16 protein-coding genes and 5 tRNA genes are annotated in these 16,218 nt (G+C 70.8%); 7 read left to right on the forward strand and 14 right to left on the reverse strand.

Translation table 11 applies throughout. The features are described from left to right. Positions 1 to 55 precede the first annotated feature (55 nt). Positions 56 to 3,076 carry a BTAD domain-containing putative transcriptional regulator gene (locus OHA58_RS09805; RefSeq protein WP_405478311.1) on the forward strand — a complete coding sequence of 1,007 codons (3,021 nt, stop codon included), beginning with the start codon at positions 56 to 58 and terminating at the stop codon, positions 3,074 to 3,076. Positions 3,077 to 3,111: 35 nt separating this feature from the next. After that, positions 3,112 to 4,368, forward strand: a complete 1,257-nt coding sequence (locus OHA58_RS09810) for an FAD-dependent monooxygenase (protein ID WP_405478313.1) — start codon at positions 3,112 to 3,114, stop codon at positions 4,366 to 4,368. 5 nt (positions 4,369 to 4,373) lie between these two features. Here the strand turns inward: OHA58_RS09810 and OHA58_RS09815 are convergent, their stop codons facing one another. Then, the gene (locus OHA58_RS09815) at positions 4,374 to 5,339 is read right to left on the reverse strand and encodes a thiamine-phosphate kinase (RefSeq protein ID WP_389856742.1); all 966 of its coding nucleotides are present in this window, start codon (positions 5,337 to 5,339) and stop codon (positions 4,374 to 4,376) included. 224 nt (positions 5,340 to 5,563) lie between these two features. Here OHA58_RS09815 and OHA58_RS09820 point away from each other — a divergent pair, with 224 nt between their 5' ends. After that, on the forward strand, positions 5,564 to 5,797 hold the full coding sequence (locus OHA58_RS09820) for an Lrp/AsnC family transcriptional regulator (protein ID WP_016642988.1): 234 nt from the start codon (positions 5,564 to 5,566) through the stop codon (positions 5,795 to 5,797). A 20-nt stretch (positions 5,798 to 5,817) separates the two neighbouring features. Continuing rightward, positions 5,818 to 6,309: a DUF3515 domain-containing protein gene (locus tag OHA58_RS09825; protein ID WP_116509432.1), complete on the forward strand. Its 492-nt coding sequence runs from the start codon at positions 5,818 to 5,820 to the stop codon at positions 6,307 to 6,309. A gap of 26 nt (positions 6,310 to 6,335) precedes the next feature. Here the strand turns inward: OHA58_RS09825 and OHA58_RS09830 are convergent, their stop codons facing one another. The 3 genes from OHA58_RS09830 to OHA58_RS09840 are packed head-to-tail and all read right to left on the reverse strand — an operon-like array spanning position 6,336 to position 9,357. Continuing rightward, positions 6,336 to 7,493 carry a D-alanine--D-alanine ligase family protein gene (locus OHA58_RS09830; protein ID WP_405478315.1) on the reverse strand — a complete coding sequence of 386 codons (1,158 nt, stop codon included), beginning with the start codon at positions 7,491 to 7,493 and terminating at the stop codon, positions 6,336 to 6,338. A gap of 56 nt (positions 7,494 to 7,549) precedes the next feature. After that, on the reverse strand, positions 7,550 to 8,560 hold the full coding sequence (locus OHA58_RS09835; protein ID WP_405478317.1) for an NAD(P)H-dependent glycerol-3-phosphate dehydrogenase: 1,011 nt from the start codon (positions 8,558 to 8,560) through the stop codon (positions 7,550 to 7,552). After that, positions 8,557 to 9,357, reverse strand: a complete 801-nt coding sequence (locus tag OHA58_RS09840) for a lysophospholipid acyltransferase family protein (protein ID WP_405478319.1) — start codon at positions 9,355 to 9,357, stop codon at positions 8,557 to 8,559. Before OHA58_RS09840 ends, OHA58_RS09835 begins: the two co-directional genes overlap by 4 nt. Before the next feature lie 165 nt (positions 9,358 to 9,522). Here OHA58_RS09840 and cofC point away from each other — a divergent pair, with 165 nt between their 5' ends. After that, entirely contained in the window at positions 9,523 to 10,158 is a 636-nt protein-coding gene (cofC, locus tag OHA58_RS09845; RefSeq protein ID WP_227297395.1) for a 2-phospho-L-lactate guanylyltransferase, read from the forward strand. Positions 10,159 to 10,171: 13 nt separating this feature from the next. Further along, entirely contained in the window at positions 10,172 to 10,375 is a 204-nt protein-coding gene (locus OHA58_RS09850; protein ID WP_266674557.1) for a hypothetical protein, read from the forward strand. A gap of 96 nt (positions 10,376 to 10,471) precedes the next feature. Here OHA58_RS09850 and OHA58_RS09855 read toward each other — a convergent pair whose 3' ends face one another. The 4 genes from OHA58_RS09855 to leuC all read right to left on the reverse strand — a co-directional run bounded on the left by OHA58_RS09855 (position 10,472) and on the right by leuC (position 13,812). Beyond that, a complete protein-coding gene (locus OHA58_RS09855; protein ID WP_405478322.1) occupies positions 10,472 to 11,143 on the reverse strand; it encodes an HU family DNA-binding protein in 672 nt (223 codons plus the stop codon). Between the two features lie 138 nt (positions 11,144 to 11,281). Beyond that, a complete protein-coding gene (locus OHA58_RS09860; protein WP_266559656.1) occupies positions 11,282 to 11,512 on the reverse strand; it encodes a hypothetical protein in 231 nt (76 codons plus the stop codon). A gap of 269 nt (positions 11,513 to 11,781) precedes the next feature. After that, positions 11,782 to 12,375 carry a 3-isopropylmalate dehydratase small subunit gene (gene leuD, locus OHA58_RS09865; RefSeq protein ID WP_405478324.1) on the reverse strand — a complete coding sequence of 198 codons (594 nt, stop codon included), beginning with the start codon at positions 12,373 to 12,375 and terminating at the stop codon, positions 11,782 to 11,784. 6 nt (positions 12,376 to 12,381) lie between these two features. Beyond that, the gene (gene leuC / locus OHA58_RS09870; protein ID WP_405478326.1) at positions 12,382 to 13,812 is read right to left on the reverse strand and encodes a 3-isopropylmalate dehydratase large subunit; all 1,431 of its coding nucleotides are present in this window, start codon (positions 13,810 to 13,812) and stop codon (positions 12,382 to 12,384) included. A 185-nt stretch (positions 13,813 to 13,997) separates the two neighbouring features. Between leuC and ndgR the strand changes: the two genes are divergently transcribed. Further along, the gene (gene ndgR, locus OHA58_RS09875; RefSeq protein WP_100595026.1) at positions 13,998 to 14,714 is read left to right on the forward strand and encodes an IclR family transcriptional regulator NdgR; all 717 of its coding nucleotides are present in this window, start codon (positions 13,998 to 14,000) and stop codon (positions 14,712 to 14,714) included. Between the two features lie 151 nt (positions 14,715 to 14,865). Here ndgR and OHA58_RS09880 read toward each other — a convergent pair. The 6 genes from OHA58_RS09880 to OHA58_RS09905 form a co-directional block, all read right to left on the reverse strand. After that, positions 14,866 to 14,938 (reverse strand) — tRNA-Glu (locus OHA58_RS09880). 28 nt (positions 14,939 to 14,966) lie between these two features. Beyond that, positions 14,967 to 15,038 (reverse strand) — tRNA-Gln (locus tag OHA58_RS09885). Positions 15,039 to 15,068: 30 nt separating this feature from the next. Next, positions 15,069 to 15,141: transfer RNA gene (locus OHA58_RS09890), tRNA-Glu, on the reverse strand. A 62-nt stretch (positions 15,142 to 15,203) separates the two neighbouring features. Beyond that, positions 15,204 to 15,276: transfer RNA gene (locus OHA58_RS09895), tRNA-Glu, on the reverse strand. A 41-nt stretch (positions 15,277 to 15,317) separates the two neighbouring features. Next, positions 15,318 to 15,389 (reverse strand) — tRNA-Gln (locus OHA58_RS09900). 88 nt (positions 15,390 to 15,477) lie between these two features. Further along, the gene (locus OHA58_RS09905; RefSeq protein WP_405478328.1) at positions 15,478 to 16,215 is read right to left on the reverse strand and encodes an HAD family hydrolase; all 738 of its coding nucleotides are present in this window, start codon (positions 16,213 to 16,215) and stop codon (positions 15,478 to 15,480) included. Positions 16,216 to 16,218 lie beyond the last annotated feature (3 nt).

Below are 16,218 nucleotides of genomic sequence, written 5' to 3' on the forward strand. Positions count from 1 at the left end.
GTCCCAAGGGCACAGACCCGGGATGCTCCCCGTAGCCCCTGCCACAATCTGCCCAATGCGCTTCGGCATCCTCGGCCCCCTCGACGTACGCGCCCCCGACGGCACCCCGCTGGACCCCGGCGGTCCGCGCCCGCGGGCGTTGCTGACGCTGCTGCTCCTGGAGGCGGGCCGGACCGTCCCGGTGGAGCGCCTGATCGACGGCCTGTACGGGGACGAGCCGCCGGCCGGCGCCGCCAACGCCCTCCAGTCGCAGGTCTCTCGGCTGCGCAAGCGGCTCTCCCTCGACATCGAGGCCACCCCGGCGGGCTACCGGCTGGCCGTCGGCCCTGACGACGTGGACGTGCACCGTTTCGAGCGGCTGGCCGCCGAGGGCGAGCGTGCACTCACGGCCGGGGACCCTTCCCAGACATCCGCACTCCTCGGGGAGGCGCTCGGGCTCTGGCGCGGTCCGGCGCTCGCCGACCTGCCTGCCGCCTTCGGCAGCCGTCTCGACGAGATCAGGCTCACCGCCGCCCAGACCCGTATCGAGGCGGAACTCGCGCTCGGCTCGGGTGGCGGTCTCGTCCCCGAGCTGCGGGAGCTGATCGCCGCCCATCCCCTCAGCGAACGCCTCTACGGTCAGCTGATGCGCGCCCTCCACGCGGACGGGCGGCCCGCCGAGGCGCTCGCCGTGTACGAGGAGGTGCGGCGCGTCCTCGCCGACGAGCTGGGGGCCGACCCTTCGGCGGAGCTCTCGGCGCTGCACCTGGAACTCCTGCGGGGGCGGGAGCCCGCGCGCGGGAGGGGCGTTCCCGCGCAGCTGACCCGGTTCGTCGGGCGGACCGACGAGCTCTCGCGGATCGACGCCTTGCTCACCGGGGCGCGGCTCGTGACGCTGACGGGTCCGGGCGGGGCGGGCAAGACCCGGCTCGCGGCCGAGGCCGCGCGGGACAGGGCCGACGTGTGCTGGGCCGAGCTGGCGCCTCTCGCCGGCGGGGAGCAGGTGCCGCACGCGCTGCTCGCGGCGCTCGGGGTGCGTGAGGGATTCCGGGGGCCCCAGGGGGATCCGGTCGAGCGGCTGATCGACGCGCTGGAGGGGCGCGAGGTGCTGCTCGTGCTCGACAACTGCGAGCATCTCGTCGACGACGCGGCCCGCACCGCGGGCGTGCTGCTCGGCGTGTGTCCCGGGCTGCGGATCCTCGCCACGAGCCGGGAGGCGCTCGGCATCACCGGTGAGGCGCTGTGCCCGGTGCCGCCGCTCGCGGCCGGTCCCGCCGCGCGTCTGTTCATGGACCGGGCGGCCGCCGTACGGCCCGATGCCGATCTGCACGCGCGCGTGGAGGCCGTTCACGGGATCTGCGAGGCCCTCGACGGGCTGCCGCTGGCGATCGAACTCGCCGCGGCCAGGCTGCGCACGCTCACCGTTGACGAGCTCGCCGACCGCCTCGGCGACCGCTTCCGGCTGCTGTCCCGCGGCGACCGGACCAAGGCGCCCCGGCACCGCACGCTGCGCGCGGTCGTCGAGTGGAGCTGGGAGCTGCTCGACGAGGAGGAGCGGGATCTCGCGCGGCGGATGGCCGTGTTCGCCGGAGGGTCGTCCGGGGGCGCGACGCTCGCCGCGGTCGAGGCCGTGTGCGGGGTGCCGTATCCGGAGGACCTGCTGGCCTCGCTCACGGAGAAGTCCTTCCTGGAGGCGGCCGGTGGGCGCTACCGGATGCTTCAGACGATCCGCGCGTTCTGCGCGGAGCATCTGGCCGACGAGGGCGAGCTGTCGCGGCTGCGGGACGCGCACGCCGCGTACTTCCGGGGACTGGCGGCGCAGGCGGAGCCGTATCTGCGCGGCGGCGGACAGCTGCCGCGGCTGGCCGCGCTCGGGGCCGAGCGGGACAACCTGTCGGCGGCCCTGCGTCATCTCGTGCGCGCGGACCCGCGCGCGGCGCTGCGGCTGATGGCGGACCTGTCCTGGTTCTGGCGGCTGCGCGGGCTGCACGGCGCGCATGTGCCGCTGGCCCGCGAGCTGCTGGCGGCGCTCGGGGACGAGCCGCCGGAGGACCTTGCCGAGGAGTACGTCCTGTGCGTGATCAACACGGTCGCGGGCGACGGGAACGACCCGCGCGAACCGGAGCGCCTGGCCCGCGCGGAGGCCGTGCTCGCATCCCGGGACCACGCGCTGCGGCGGCCGTTCGTGGTGGTCCTGTGGTCGGTGGCGTACGGGCCGCAGTACGCCGTGAAGGAGCGGGTGCGCCGGCAGGTCGGCGAAGCGCCCTGGGGGCTCGCGCTGCTCGATGTCGGCCTGGGCTTCCAGGAGTGGTTCGCGGGGCGCCCCGTCACGTCGGAGGAGCATTTCGAGCGGGCGCTCGCCGGCTTCCGGGCGACCGGGGACCGGTGGGGCATGGCCAACTGCCTTGATCCGCTGGGCATGTTCGCGGACTGGCGCGGTGATCGGGAGCGGGCCCTGGCGCTGCTTGACGAGGGTCTCGCGCACGTGGCCGCGCTCGAAGCCCCGGAGGAGACCGCCGATCTGCTGCACCGGCGGGCGTACGTCCTGCTTCACCAGGGCCAACTCCGGGACGCCGCCGATCACTTCACGCGGTCGGCCGCGATGGCCCGCACTGCGGCTGTCCCCGACAAGGTGGCGAGCGCGCGGCGCGGCCTCGGCGATGTGGCACGGATCGGCGGGGACACGGAGCACGCGCGCGTGCACTACGAAGCGGCTCTCGAACTGTGCGCGGCGAACTGGTTCAGCGTCGGCGAGACCGTGCGGACCCTCATCGGTCTGGGCCGCGTCGCCCTCGCCGCGTCACGGCCGGACGAGGCGCGCGACTGGTTCGAGCAGGGCATCGCGCTCTGCGACGGGCCCACGCGGGTCCTCGAACTCGCCGACGCGGCCGAGGCGTTGGCCTCCGTGGCGCAGGATCCGCGCGAGGCCGCGGTGCTGCTCGGGGCCGGAGCGGGCCTGCGCGGCCTCGCGCTCGCCGGGGACCCGGACGTCGCCCCCGTAGAGGCGCGGGTCCGTGCGGCGCTCACTCCAGAGACGTACGAGAAGGCGTTCGAGGAGGGCCGGGCGATGCGGTCAGCGGCGGTCAGCGGACGGTAAGCGGGTGGTCAGGGGCGCCCGCGACGCTCGGGGACATGAAGAACACACACACCCCGTACGCATCGACCCGGCTGTCCCACCTCGACGTCCTGGTCTCCGGCGCCAGCGTCGCCGGCCCCGCCGTCGCCCTCGCCCTGTCCCTCCACGGAGCCCGCGTCACCGTCGTCGAGAAGGCCCCCGCCCTGCGCGAGGGCGGATTCGCGGTCGACTTCCGCGGCTGGGTGCACCGCACGGTCCTGACCGCCCTCGGCATCCACGACGACATCCACGCGCGCCAGACCCGCATGGGCCGCCAGACAGTCGTCGACGCCGACGGCACCCCGCGCGTCGATCTGCCGGCGGAGCTGATGAGCGGCGACGTGGAGATCTTCCGCGGCGACCTCGCCCACATCCTGTACGAGCACAGCAGGGACACCGTCGAGTACGTCTTCGGTGACTCGATCGCCACCCTGACCGAGGACGACAACGGGGTCGACGTCACCTTCGAGCGCGCGGCGCCCCGCCGCTTCGACCTCGTCGTGGCGGCCGACGGACTGCACTCCCCCACCCGCCGCCTCGTGTTCGGCGACGAGTCCCGCTACCTGCGGTTCCTCGACCACTACGTGGCCGGCTTCGGCATCCCCAACCACCTGGGCCTCGACCGCACGGGCCGGCTGTACAGCGACCCGGGCCGGGCGGTCTCCGTCAGCAACTACGACGGTGACCCGGACCGCGCGGGCGCGCTCCTGGTGTTCCGCTCCGAGCCTCTCGACCACGACCGCAGGGACGTGGACCAGCAGAAGCGGATCCTCGCGGAGCGGTTCGCGGGGATGGGCTGGGAGGCGCCGCGGGTCCTCAAGGCGCTGGAGGACGCGGACGACCTGTACTTCGACGCCATCGCGCAGATCCACGTCGACCGGCTCACCAAGGGCCGCGTGGTCCTGCTCGGCGACGCCGGGTACGGCGCCACGATGGGCGGCATGGGCACCGGAGTCGCCATCGTCGGCGCGTACGTCCTGGCGGGTGAACTGGCCCTGGCCGGCGGCGATCACCGCACCGCGTTCGCCGCCTACGAGGCGCAGATCGGGGGCTTCGCGAAGGGCTGCCAGAAGATCTCGGGCAACGCGGGCCCGTTCTTCGCGCCGCCCACCGAGCGGAAGATCCGCAGCCGCGACCGGATGTACCGGCTGCTCAGCTCCCGCCTGATGGCCGGGTTCTTCAAGCGCCTGACGGAGAAGGCCGCGACCGCGCTCGACCTGAAGGACTACCCGGCCCTGCTGGACGCACCGGCCGCGGCGGTACGCGGCCGGTGAGCCCGTCAGGCCTCTATGTCCCCGAAGTGGTCCCAGCCGCCCTTGTTCGTCCACGGGGCGCCGTCGACCGTCACCTGGGGCAGCGCCGACGGGTTGAGGACCTCGCCGATCACCTTCCAGCGGGCGGGCAGCTTCACGTCCGGCGGGAACGTGGCCACGATCGCGTGGTCCTCTCCCCCGGTGAGCACCCACTGGATCGGGTCGACGCCGACGGCCTGCCCGATGTCGTTCATCTGCGAAGGCACGTCGACCTTGCCGGACTTGATGTCGATACGGACCTTGCTGGCCTCCGCGATGTGCCCCAGGTCGGCGATGAGGCCGTCGCTGACGTCGCACATGGCGGTGGCGCCGAGCCCGGCGGCCGCGGGGCCCGCGTGGTACGGCGGTTCGGGGCGGCGGTGGGCCTCGACGAAGGCGCGGGGCGAGCGGAAGCCGCGCGAGAGGACGGCGTGCCCGGCCGCGGACCAGCCGAGCCAGCCGGTCACCGCGACGACGTCGCCGGGCTGTGCGCCGGAGCGCGTGACCGGCTCGTGGTTGCGCATGTCGCCGAGCGCGGTGATCGCGACGGTGATGGTGTCGCCGCGTACGACATCGCCTCCGACGACGGCGGCGCCCGCGACCTGGCACTCGTCGCGCAGGCCGTCCATCAGCTCGTTCGGCCAGCTGGCGGGAAGTTCGGCGGGGACCACGAGGCCGAGCAGGAGCGCGGTCGGGACGGCGCCCATCGCGGCGATGTCCGCGAGGTTCTGCGCGGCCGCCTTGCGCCCGACGTCGTAGGCCGTGGACCAGTCGCGGCGGAAGTGCCGCCCTTCGAGGAGGATGTCCGTGCTCACGACGACCCTGCGGTCCGGCGCGGCCACCACGGCCGCGTCGTCGCCCGGGCCGAGTCGTACGGCCGGGGTGGTGGTGAGCCGGGAGGTGAGCTCTCGGATGAGCCCGAACTCGCCCAGCTCGCCGACGGTGCCCTTCATGCGCGTACTGCCCCTTCTGCCCCGGTCCGCTTGCGGTCGCGAGCCGTCTCTGTCATCGGTACGGTCATTGTCGTGGGCGGGACCGTCCCGTGGACCGGTGCCCGCCGTCCGTCAGTCGCAGTGTGTACGCCACAGCCACCGCGGGTCTCCCCGCGGCGAGCGGCGACGCGATACCGTGGCGTCTCTTCTCCCCACATGATCCTCGTGGCCGCCCTGGAGGTTCCGTGGTACAGGCGTACATCCTGATTCAGACCGAAGTCGGCAAGGCGTCGACCGTAGCCGAGCTGATCGGCAAGATCCCGGGGGTGATCCAGGCCGAGGACGTGACAGGTCCCTACGACGTCATCGTGCGCGCACAGGCCGACACAGTCGATGAACTGGGCCGCATGGTGGTCGCCAAGGTCCAGCAAGTGGACGGCATCACCCGCACCCTGACCTGCCCGGTCGTGCACTTGTAGCCCCCGTCTAACCTTGGCCGGTGAACTTCTTCCGTCACCGGCCCCGCCTTGCCACCGGGCTCCCCGCCCTGGCCCTGCTGCTCGCCGTCTCGGGCTGCTCCTCAGCAGACGACACGGCGCACGCAGCGGTTCCCACCCCTGACGCCAAGGTCACGGACCTGTGCCGGAACCTGCACAAAAGGCTTCCGGACACGGTGGACGGGCACGGAAGGAACGACCCCTCTCCGCGGTCCGAGCTGACCGCGGGGTGGGGAGATCCGGCGATCATACTGCGCTGCGGTGTCGCACGGCCCGCGCTGATGGACGACCCACAGGCTCTGCCGGTGAAGGTGAACGGCGTGGGCTGGGCGTACGAGAAGCGGGACGACGGCACGCAGGTGCTCACGACGACGCTGCGGGTCGCCTACGTGGAAGTCACCCTGCCCAAGGAGCTGGCCGCCGAGGGGGCCTCGCCCCTGGTCGACTTCGCCGAGCCCGTCAAGAAGGCGATCCCCGAAGGGATCGCCGACTGACATGCACGGATCGGATCGCTACGGGACTAGCGCAGCCCCGTCGACCGGTTCAGCGCCGCCTGGATGAGGCGGTCCACCAGCTCCTGGTAGCTCACACCGCTCTCCTGCCACATCCGCGGGTACATGGAGATCGGGGTGAAGCCGGGCAGCGTGTTGATCTCGTTGATCACGAACTCGCCGTCCTCGGTGAGGAAGAAGTCGGCGCGCACGAGGCCCTCGCAGGACGCCGCGTCGAACGCCTCGACCGCGAGCCGCTGCACCTCGGCCGTCTGCTCGTCGGTGAGCGGCGCGGGCACGATGCCGGACGCCGAGTCGATGTACTTGGCCTCGAAGTCGTAGAAGTCGTGGGCCTGGACCGGCGGGATCTCGGCCGGCACGCTCGCGCGCGGCCCGTCCTCGAACTCCAGGACTCCGCACTCGATCTCGCGGCCGACGAGCGCCGCCTCCACGATGATCTTCGGGTCGTGGCTGCGGGCCTCCTCGATCGCCTCGTCGAGGCCCTCGAAGGAGTCGACCTTGGTGATGCCGATCGACGAACCCGCGCGCGCGGGCTTGATGAACAGCGGCCAGCCCTGCTCGCCGACGAAGTCCGCGATGCGACGCCGCGCGCCTTCCCGGTCCTGCTCCCACTCGCGCGGCCGGATCACCAGGTAGGGGCCGACCTTCAGCCCGAACGAGGTGAACACCCGCTTCATGTAGTCCTTGTCCTGGCCGACGGCCGAGGACAGGACGCCACAGCCGACGTACGGCGTCCCGGACAGGTCGAGCAGGCCCTGGATGGTGCCGTCCTCGCCGTACGGGCCGTGCAGGACGGGGAACACGACGTCGACGTCGCCGAGGACCTTGGGCACGGAGCCGGGCTCCGTGTAGACGACCTCGCGGCTCGACGGGTCGACGGGCAGCACGACCCCGCCCTCGGCGGACTCGGCGAGTTCGGCGACGTCCGGCACCTTGCGGTCGGTGATGGCCATCCGCTCGGGATCGTCGGCCGTCAGCGCCCAACGCCCCTCCCGCGTGATGCCGATCGGCAGCACGTCGTACTTGGTGCGGTCGATGGCCCGCAACACGGCGCCTGCGGTGACGACGGAAACGCCGTGCTCGGAGCTGCGACCGCCGAAGACGACGGCCACACGGGGCTTCTGGCCCGACGGGCGGCTGCTCTGGGGAAGGTTCTCGCTGCTCATATCGCGTTGAGCGTACCTGCTGGTAGCAGCGGAGTCAGCGTCCGGCGAGCCCCGCGTCAGCGCCGTTCGGGCTTGGCGCTGCGCGACATGATCTCCTTGAGGGCGACGACCGGCGACTTCCCCTCGTGGACGATGCCGACGACGGTCTCCGTGATCGGCATGTCGACACCGTGGCGGCGCGCCAGATCGAGCACGGACTCGCAGGACTTGACGCCCTCGGCGGTCTGCTTGGTGACCGCGATGGTCTCCTGGAGGGTCATGCCCTTGCCCAGGTTGGTGCCGAAGGTGTGGTTGCGCGAGAGGGGCGAAGAGCAGGTGGCGACGAGGTCGCCGAGGCCCGCGAGCCCTGAGAAGGTGAGCGGGTCGGCGCCCAGCGCGAGGCCGAGCCGGGTGGTCTCCGCGAGGCCGCGCGTGATGAGCGAGCCCTTCGCGTTGTCGCCGAGGCCCATGCCGTCGGCGATGCCGACGGCGAGCCCGATGACGTTCTTCACGGCTCCGCCGAGCTCGCAGCCGATCACGTCGGTGTTCGTGTACGGACGGAAGTACGGCGTGTGGCAGGCGGTCTGGAGGCGCTGCGCAACCGATTCGTCGCGGCAGGCGACGACGGCGGCGGCGGGCATCCGGGCGGCGATCTCGCGGGCGAGGTTGGGGCCCGTGACGATCGCGATGCGGTCCTCGCCGACCTTGGTGACGTCCTCGATGACCTCGCTCATCCGCATGGCGGAGCCGAGTTCGACGCCCTTCATGAGGGAGACGAGGACCGTGCCGGGCGCGAGCAGCGGCGTCCACTCGGCGAGGTTGGCGCGCAGCGTCTGCGAGGGCACGGCGAGCACCGTGAACTCGGCGCCGTCCGCGGCCTCGGCGGCGTCGGTGGTGGCCCTGATGTTGCCGGGGAGTTCGATGCCGGGGAGGTAATCGGGGTTCGTACGCGTGGAGTTGACCGCTTCGGCCAGTTCGGGCCTGCGCGCCCACAGGGTGACGTCGCACCCCGCGTCGGCGAGCACCATGGCGAAGGCCGTACCCCAGGAGCCGGTTCCGAAGACGGCCGCCTTGACGGGTGGGGTCACTTGCTCTCCTCAGGACTTCCGTGCTCGATGGCGGCCGAACCGGCCTGCTCCGTAAGGGTGTTGGTGCCGGCGGCCTTGCGGCGCTGCGCGATGCGCGCCTCACGGGGGTCGTAACGCCGCTGCGGAGGCAGCTCGCCGCGCAGTTCACCGAGCAGTCCGGTGATCGCCGTCATGATGACCTCGGTGGCCTCCTTGAGGAGTTCCGGAGTCATCTCCTTGTCGTAGAAGCGCTCCAGGTCGACCGGCGGTCCGGCGAGGACGTGGTGCGTCTTGCGCGGCAGCAGGTCGGGCTTCTTCGCGTACGGCGCGAGCACGAGGTTGGCGCCCCACTGGGCGACGGGAATCACGGGGCACTTGGTCTGCAGTGCCACGCGCGCGACGCCCGTCTTGGCGGTCATGGGCCACAGGTCCGGATCGCGGGTGAGGGTGCCCTCGGGGTAGAAGGCGACGCACTCCCCGCGCTCGACGGCGTCGATGGCGGCACGGAACGCACTGAGCGCATTCGTGGTCTCGCGGTAGACGGGGATCTGTCCGGTGCCGCGCATGATGGCGCCGATGAACCCCTTCTTGAAGAGCCCGTGCTTGGCGAGGAATCGCGGAACGCGTCCGGTGTTGTACTGGAAGTGCGCGTACGCGAACGGGTCCAGATGCGAATTGTGGTTCACCGCGGTGATAAAGCCGCCGTCGGCCGGAATGTTCTCCATTCCGCGCCAGTCCCGCTTGATCAGAACCACGAGCGGCGGTTTAGCGATGACCGCCGCCAGGCGGTACCAGAAGCCGATTCTGCGGCGGGACACTCGGACACCTTCCTCTATGGACCCTTGAAGGCCCTCTCGGACCTGGTCAGCCGCACAAGTGTCGCCCCAGGCCGCCGGTCTGTCGAGAACACCGTACGCCCGCACGTTTATGCCCACCTCACGCGCCGGGCCACAATGAGCGCGACCCGAAGGGACGGACCTCACGTGCAGTGGACTCTCGTGATACCGCTGAAACCCCTGGTGCGGGCCAAGAGCAGGCTGGCGCCCACTGCTGGTGACGGGGTGCGTCCCGGGCTCGCGCTGGCGTTCGCGCAGGACACCGTGGCCGCCGCGACCGCCTCGGCCGGGGTGCGGGATGTGGTGGTAGTCACGGACGATGCGCTCGCCGGGAGGGAGCTGGCTGCCCTGGGTGCCCTGATCGTCCCCGATGCCCCGGGAGCGGGCCTGAACGCCGCCCTGGCGCACGGTGCGGCGGCGGCGCGGGCCCGGCGCCCGGATGCGGCCGTCGCGGCGCTCAACGCCGATCTGCCGGCCCTGCGGTCCGCGGAATTGTCCCGGGTTCTCGCGGAGGCCGCGCTATTTCCCCGTGCATTTCTCCCCGATGCGGCGGGAATCGGGACCACACTTCTCAGTGCGGGTTCCGGTACGGAATTGCGTCCCGCATTCGGCACCGCGTCGCGGGCCCGTCATGCCGCGTCCGGCGCGGTGGAACTCCCGCTGACGGGCGTCGACTCCGTGCGCCAGGACGTGGACACCGGCGAGGACCTGCGGGTGGCGCTGTCGCTCGGCGTCGGCCCGCGCACCGCGGGGGCGGCCGCCGGGCTGCTGATCCCGGACTGAGTACGCTGCCTGCATGCAGGCGACCGCGTACACATACGACCCCGACTCCCGCTCCGGCAGCGTGCTGCTCGACGACGGCACCCCCGTGCCGTTCGACGGCCCTGCGTTCGACGCGGGCGGTCTTCGGCTGCTGCGCCCCGGGCAGCGGGTCCGTATCGAGGTCGAGGGTGAGGGCGAGGCGCGGCGCATCACGCTGGTAACGCTGCAGACGCTCTGAGCCTGCGCCGAACCGGGCTTTCGCGAATACACCGCGGGCCGGGCTCCCCGAGGGGAGCCCGGCCCGGCGCGTGAGGGGCCCTTGAGGCCGTCGCCCTTACTTCTTGCGGGCGGTGGTCTTCTTGGCGGTCGTCTTGCGCGCAGTGGACTTCTTGGCGGGCGCCTTCTTGGCCGTGGCCTTCTTGGCGGGCGCCGTCTTCTTCGCGGTGGCCTTCTTCGCGGCGGTCTTCGCCGGGGCGGCCTTCTTGGCGGCGGCCTTCTTCGCCGTGGCGGTGGCCTTCTTGGCGGTGGTCTTCTTCGCCGTCGCCGTGGTCTTCTTCGCCGCGGCCGTCGTCTTCTTGGCCGTGGTCTTCTTGGCGGTGACCTTCTTCGCCGCCGCCTTCTTGGCGGTCGTGGCCTTCTTGGCCGCGGCCTTCTTGACCGTCGCCGAAGCACCGCCGGTCAGGCTGCCCTTGGGGGCCTTCTTGACGGCCACCTCGCCCTTCGGGAGCTTCTTCGAGCCCGCGACGAGGTCCTTGAAGCCCTGACCGGCACGGAAACGCGGAACGGAGGTCTTCTTGACCCGTACGCGCTCACCCGTCTGCGGGTTACGGGCGTAGCGGGCCGGGCGGTCGACCTTCTCGAACGAGCCGAAGCCGGTGACCGAGACCCGGTCCCCGCTGACGACGGCACGGACGATGGCGTCCAGGACCGCGTCGACGGCGTCCGCGGCCTGCTGACGGCCGCCGACCTTGTCGGCAATCGCTTCTACGAGCTGCGCCTTGTTCACGTCTTCCCCTTCGGAGACATTGCCGGAACGTATCCGATCCGGCTTTTTCGCACGTTAGGCAGATATATACCGCAAATCAAACACGAAACGGGCTAATCACCCTTGTGCCGCAACGAACTCGGGCTGTCGCGAAGTTACTCAGTGGTCCTCTTGTGAGAATCGACCCTCGTCGAGGTCCACCATGAATCGGTCCAGTCGCCTTGCCGCATCGGCGAGATCGTGCTTGGCCGCGGCCGTAATGACCAGCAGCTTCCGGGTCAGCGCCATCCGTACGCCCTCCGGGACTTGCAGTGCGCGCACCCTGGAGTGCGCTTCCTTGAGTTGGTCCGCGACCGCCGCATAGAGCTGGAGTTGGCCGTCGTGTTCCATGCACAGATTGTGCCATCTGGGGCGAGTTGTCGCCTCCGCAGGGGGTAACTGCCGTCCCTGGCGGGCCTCCTGGGCCCCTCCGAGGGGCGCGCGCGCACGGGCGCCAGGAGACGCGCGTACCCCCTGAACACCCTTGAAAACACGGGGAGTTGAGAGCTCCGGAACGGCACTTGGCGAGCGGTCCGGGGCCGGACACAGCTGTACCCCCAACCGTCCACGATTGGGGGTACAGAGGCTTGGCGCGATGGCCGGAATCAGCCTTGCAGAGTTCAGATCTGCACGGTCTGCGGCTTGAACGCGGGACGCTTGGACTCGTACTCCGCGATGTCGCCCTCGTTCTGGAGCGTGATGCTGATGTCGTCCAGGCCGTTCAGCAGCCGCCAGCGCGCGTTCTCGTCGAGTTCGAAGGCGGCGGTGATGCCCTCGGCCCGCACTTCACGCGCCTCCAGGTCGACCGTGATCTCGGCCTGGGGGTCGTTCTCCACCAGGTCCTGGAGCGCGTCCACGACCTTCTGGTCGAGCACCACCGTGAGCAGGCCGTTCTTGAGCGAGTTGCCGCGGAAGATATCGGCGAACCGCGCGGAGATGACGGCCTTGAAGCCGTAGTTCTGCAGCGCCCACACCGCGTGCTCGCGGGAGGATCCGGTACCGAAGTCGGGACCTGCCACCAGGACCGTGGCGCCCTCGCGTTCGGCCTTGTTCAGCACGAACTCGGGGTCCTTGCGCCAGGCCTCGAACAGCCCGTCCTCAAAACCGTCCCTGGTGACCTTCTTGAGCCAGTGGGCGGGGATGATCTGGTCCGTGTCGACGTTGCTGCGGCGCAGCGGGACGGCCCGGCCGGTGTGCGTGGTGAATGCTTCCATGGCTGATCAGACTCCAGCGGGCGTACGGGCGTCAGTGTCGGACAGGTCGGCCGGAGAGGCCAGGTGGCCAAGCACGGCGGTGGCGGCGGCGACCTGGGGCGAGACCAGGTGCGTACGGCCGCCCTTGCCCTGCCGTCCCTCGAAGTTGCGGTTCGAGGTGGACGCGGAGCGCTCGCCAGGGGCGAGTTGGTCGGGGTTCATGCCCAGACACATCGAGCAGCCCGCGTGCCGCCATTCGGCGCCGGCCTCCTTGAAGACCTTGTCCAGGCCCTCGGAGACGGCCTGCAGACCCACCCGCGCGGAGCCGGGAACGACCAGCATCCGTACACCGTCGGCGACTTTACGGCCCTCGACGATCTCGGCCACGGCGCGCAGGTCCTCGATGCGGCCGTTGGTGCACGAACCTACGAAGACGGTGTCGACCTTGACGTCGCGCAGCGGCTGCCCGGCGGTCAACCCCATGTATTCCAGGGCCTTTTCGGCGGCGAGGCGCTCCGAAGCGTCCTCGTACGAAGCAGGGTCGGGGACCTGCGCCGACAGGGGCAAGCCCTGGCCCGGGTTGGTGCCCCAGGTGACGAACGGCGACAGCGCGGCGGCGTCGATGACGACCTCGGCGTCGAATTCCGCGTCGTCGTCCGACTTCAGCGTCTTCCAGTACGCCACCGCGGCGTCCCAGTCCTCGCCCTTCGGGGCGTGCGCGCGGCCCTCGAGGTAGGCGAAGGTGGTCTCGTCGGGGGCGATCATGCCCGCGCGGGCACCGGCCTCGATGGACATGTTGCAGATGGTCATGCGGGCCTCCATCGAGAGCTTCTCGATGGCGGAGCCGCGGTACTCCAGGATGTAGCCCTGGCCGCCGCCCGTGCCGATCTTCGCGATGATGGCGAGGATCAGGTCCTTGGCGGTCACACCGTCGGGCAGGTCGCCGTCGACGGTGATGGCCATCGTCTTCGGGCGGGCCAGCGGCAGCGTCTGGGTGGCCAGGACGTGCTCGACCTGGGAGGTGCCGATGCCGAAGGCCAGCGCGCCGAACGCGCCGTGCGTGGACGTGTGGGAGTCACCGCAGACGACCGTGGTGCCCGGCTGGGTCAGGCCCAGCTGCGGGCCGACCACGTGCACGACGCCCTGCTCGACGTCACCCAGCGAGTGCAGGCGAACACCGAAGTCGGCACAGTTCTTGCGCAGCGTCTCCAGCTGGGCGCGCGAGACCGGGTCCGCGATCGGCTTGTCGATGTCGAGGGTCGGGGTGTTGTGATCCTCGGTCGCGATGGTGAGGTCGAGGCGCCGCACCTGGCGACCGGTCTGACGCAGGCCGTCGAAGGCCTGCGGGCTGGTCACCTCGTGCAGCAGGTGCAGATCGATGAAGAGGAGGTCGGGCTCGCCCTCGGCGCGCCGGACGACGTGGTCGTCCCAGACCTTCTCCGCGAGTGTCCTACCCATCGCTTTCCCTCCGGCCGGCATCGTGAGCCGGCCCAACTAGAGATCGTGGTCGCCGACGTCCGTACCCCTCGTACCGGACGTGAACGTCCCGGCCCGTTGGTCTGCGGGCCGCTGTAAGTACAGGGTGTCAAGTTTCACGGGAAATTGAACTTGCGTTTCACAGAGTGAGACGCGAGTATCGACGCATGGACAACTCTAGCGGCGTCGGCGTTCTGGACAAGGCGGCCCTTGTTCTCAGCGCCCTGGAGTCCGGTCCGGCCACCCTCGCGGGGCTGGTCGCGGCGACCGGACTGGCAAGACCCACGGCACACCGTCTCGCCGTGGCACTGGAACACCACCGCATGGTGGCGCGTGACATGCAGGGCCGATTCATCCTCGGCCCGCGCATGGCCGAGCTGGCCGCGGCGGCGGGCGAGGACCGCCTGCTCGCAACGGCGGGTCCGGTACTCACCCACCTCCGTGACGTGACGGGCGAGAGCGCGCAGCTCTATCGCCGGCAGGGCGACATGCGCATCTGTGTCGCGGCCGCCGAGCGCCTGTCGGGCCTCAGGGACACCGTCCCCGTGGGCTCCACGCTCACGATGAAGGCGGGCTCGTCGGCGCAGATCCTGATGGCCTGGGAGGAGCCCGAGCGCCTCCACCGCGGCCTCCAGGGCGCCCGCTTCACGGCGACGGCCCTGTCGGGCGTACGGCGCCGTGGCTGGGCCCAGTCGATCGGCGAGCGGGAGCCGGGCGTCGCGTCCGTCTCCGCGCCGGTGCGCGGCCCCTCGAACCGTGTCGTCGCTGCGGTCTCGGTCTCCGGACCGATCGAGCGCCTGACGCGCCACCCGGGCCGCATGCACGCGCAGGCCGTCATCGACGCGGCGGGCCGCCTCTCCGAGGCCCTGCGCCGCACCGGCTGACCCTCCCCACCACACCGCTCCCCCTCGGGCCGGCCGCTTCAACGCCGCAGCGACCGGCCCGAGTTGAGACTTGGTGAGACCTTTCACGCGCACGCGCTCCGGACAACGCGAAGAGGCCCTCCCCTGCTGGGGAGGGCCTCTTGCTGTCTTGTACCCCCGACCGGATTCGAACCGGCGCTACCGCCTTGAGAGGGCGGCGTGCTAGGCCGCTACACAACGGGGGCAAGGATCTTGTGTTGCCACACTATCCAGCTGGGCTACCAGGACTCGAACCTAGAACAACGGAACCAGAAACCGTCGTGTTGCCAATTACACCATAGCCCAATGCGATCCAGGCCTGGATGGCCCGATCAGTACCCCCGACCGGATTCGAACCGGCGCTACCGCCTTGAGAGGGCGGCGTGCTAGGCCGCTACACAACGGGGGCCCTAGCGATCCTGCATGAAAAACAGCGGGTGCGACCCGGACTGTCCCCCTGGGAAGGATCTGTACCCCCGACCGGATTCGAACCGGCGCTACTGCCTTGAGAGGGCAGCGTGCTAGGCCGCTACACAACGGGGGCTTTGCGGATCTGGAATCCGCGATGCAGATAAGCTCTGCGAGCTGGCCTACCAGGACTCGAACCTAGACTAACGGAACCAGAAACCGTCGTGCTGCCAATTACACCATAGGCCATCAAAAAGCAACCCCTTGCGAGGGTTCTGTTTGATTTACGCTTCCGGGTCCGGCCTGTCGGCCCGTTTCCCTTGGCGCAGGAAGAACATTACCCGAAGGTGGACGGCGCTCCAAAACGGGTATCCGGGGCCAGCAGGGCGGGGAGCTGGTCGAGCCCTGTGATGCGCGTCAGTTCCGGACGGCCACCGGTCCGCGCACGGTCCAGCCAGATGCCGGTGAGCCCCGCCTCCTCGGCGCCGCGGGCGTCGGTGTCGGGCTGGTCCCCGACGTACGCGACCTCGTGCGGGGGCAGTTCCAGGGCCTCGCAGGCGGCGTGGAAGGCAGCGGCCTGCGGTTTGGCCACGCCGAGTTCGGCGGCGCAGACGACGGCCTCGAAGCGGTCCCTCACGCCGAGGACGCGCAGCTTGCGGTCCTGGTTGTGGAGCGAGGAGTTGGACAGGACCGCGTGCCGGTAGCGCTCCGCGAGCAGGTCGAGCACGGGGACGGTGTCGGGGAACAGTGCCCAGGCAGCCTCGTAGTGGACGATGTAGCGCCCGAACCAGGCGTCCGCCTCGGCATCGTCCATGCTGTCGGCGTTGTCGGCGCCGCGCCCCACGAAGGCCCGTACGCGATTGCGGCGCTGGCCCTCCCAGTCGGTCTCGCCCGCCTCGAAGCGCGCCCAGTGCTCCTGGGTGAGGGTGCGCCAACGGGCGAGGGCCTGGCCGACGGAGGTGAATCCGTCGGCCAGGCCCTCGGCCCGAAGGTGGTCCCGCATTCCCACGCGGTCCGCGTTCGCGTAGTCGAAGATCGTGTCGTCTACGTCCCACAGGACCGCGCGGATCGGCATGTG

Source organism: Streptomyces sp. NBC_00009 (genome assembly GCF_045040855.1).
GTDB classification, from domain to species: Bacteria; Actinomycetota; Actinomycetes; order Streptomycetales; family Streptomycetaceae; genus Streptomyces; species Streptomyces aureus.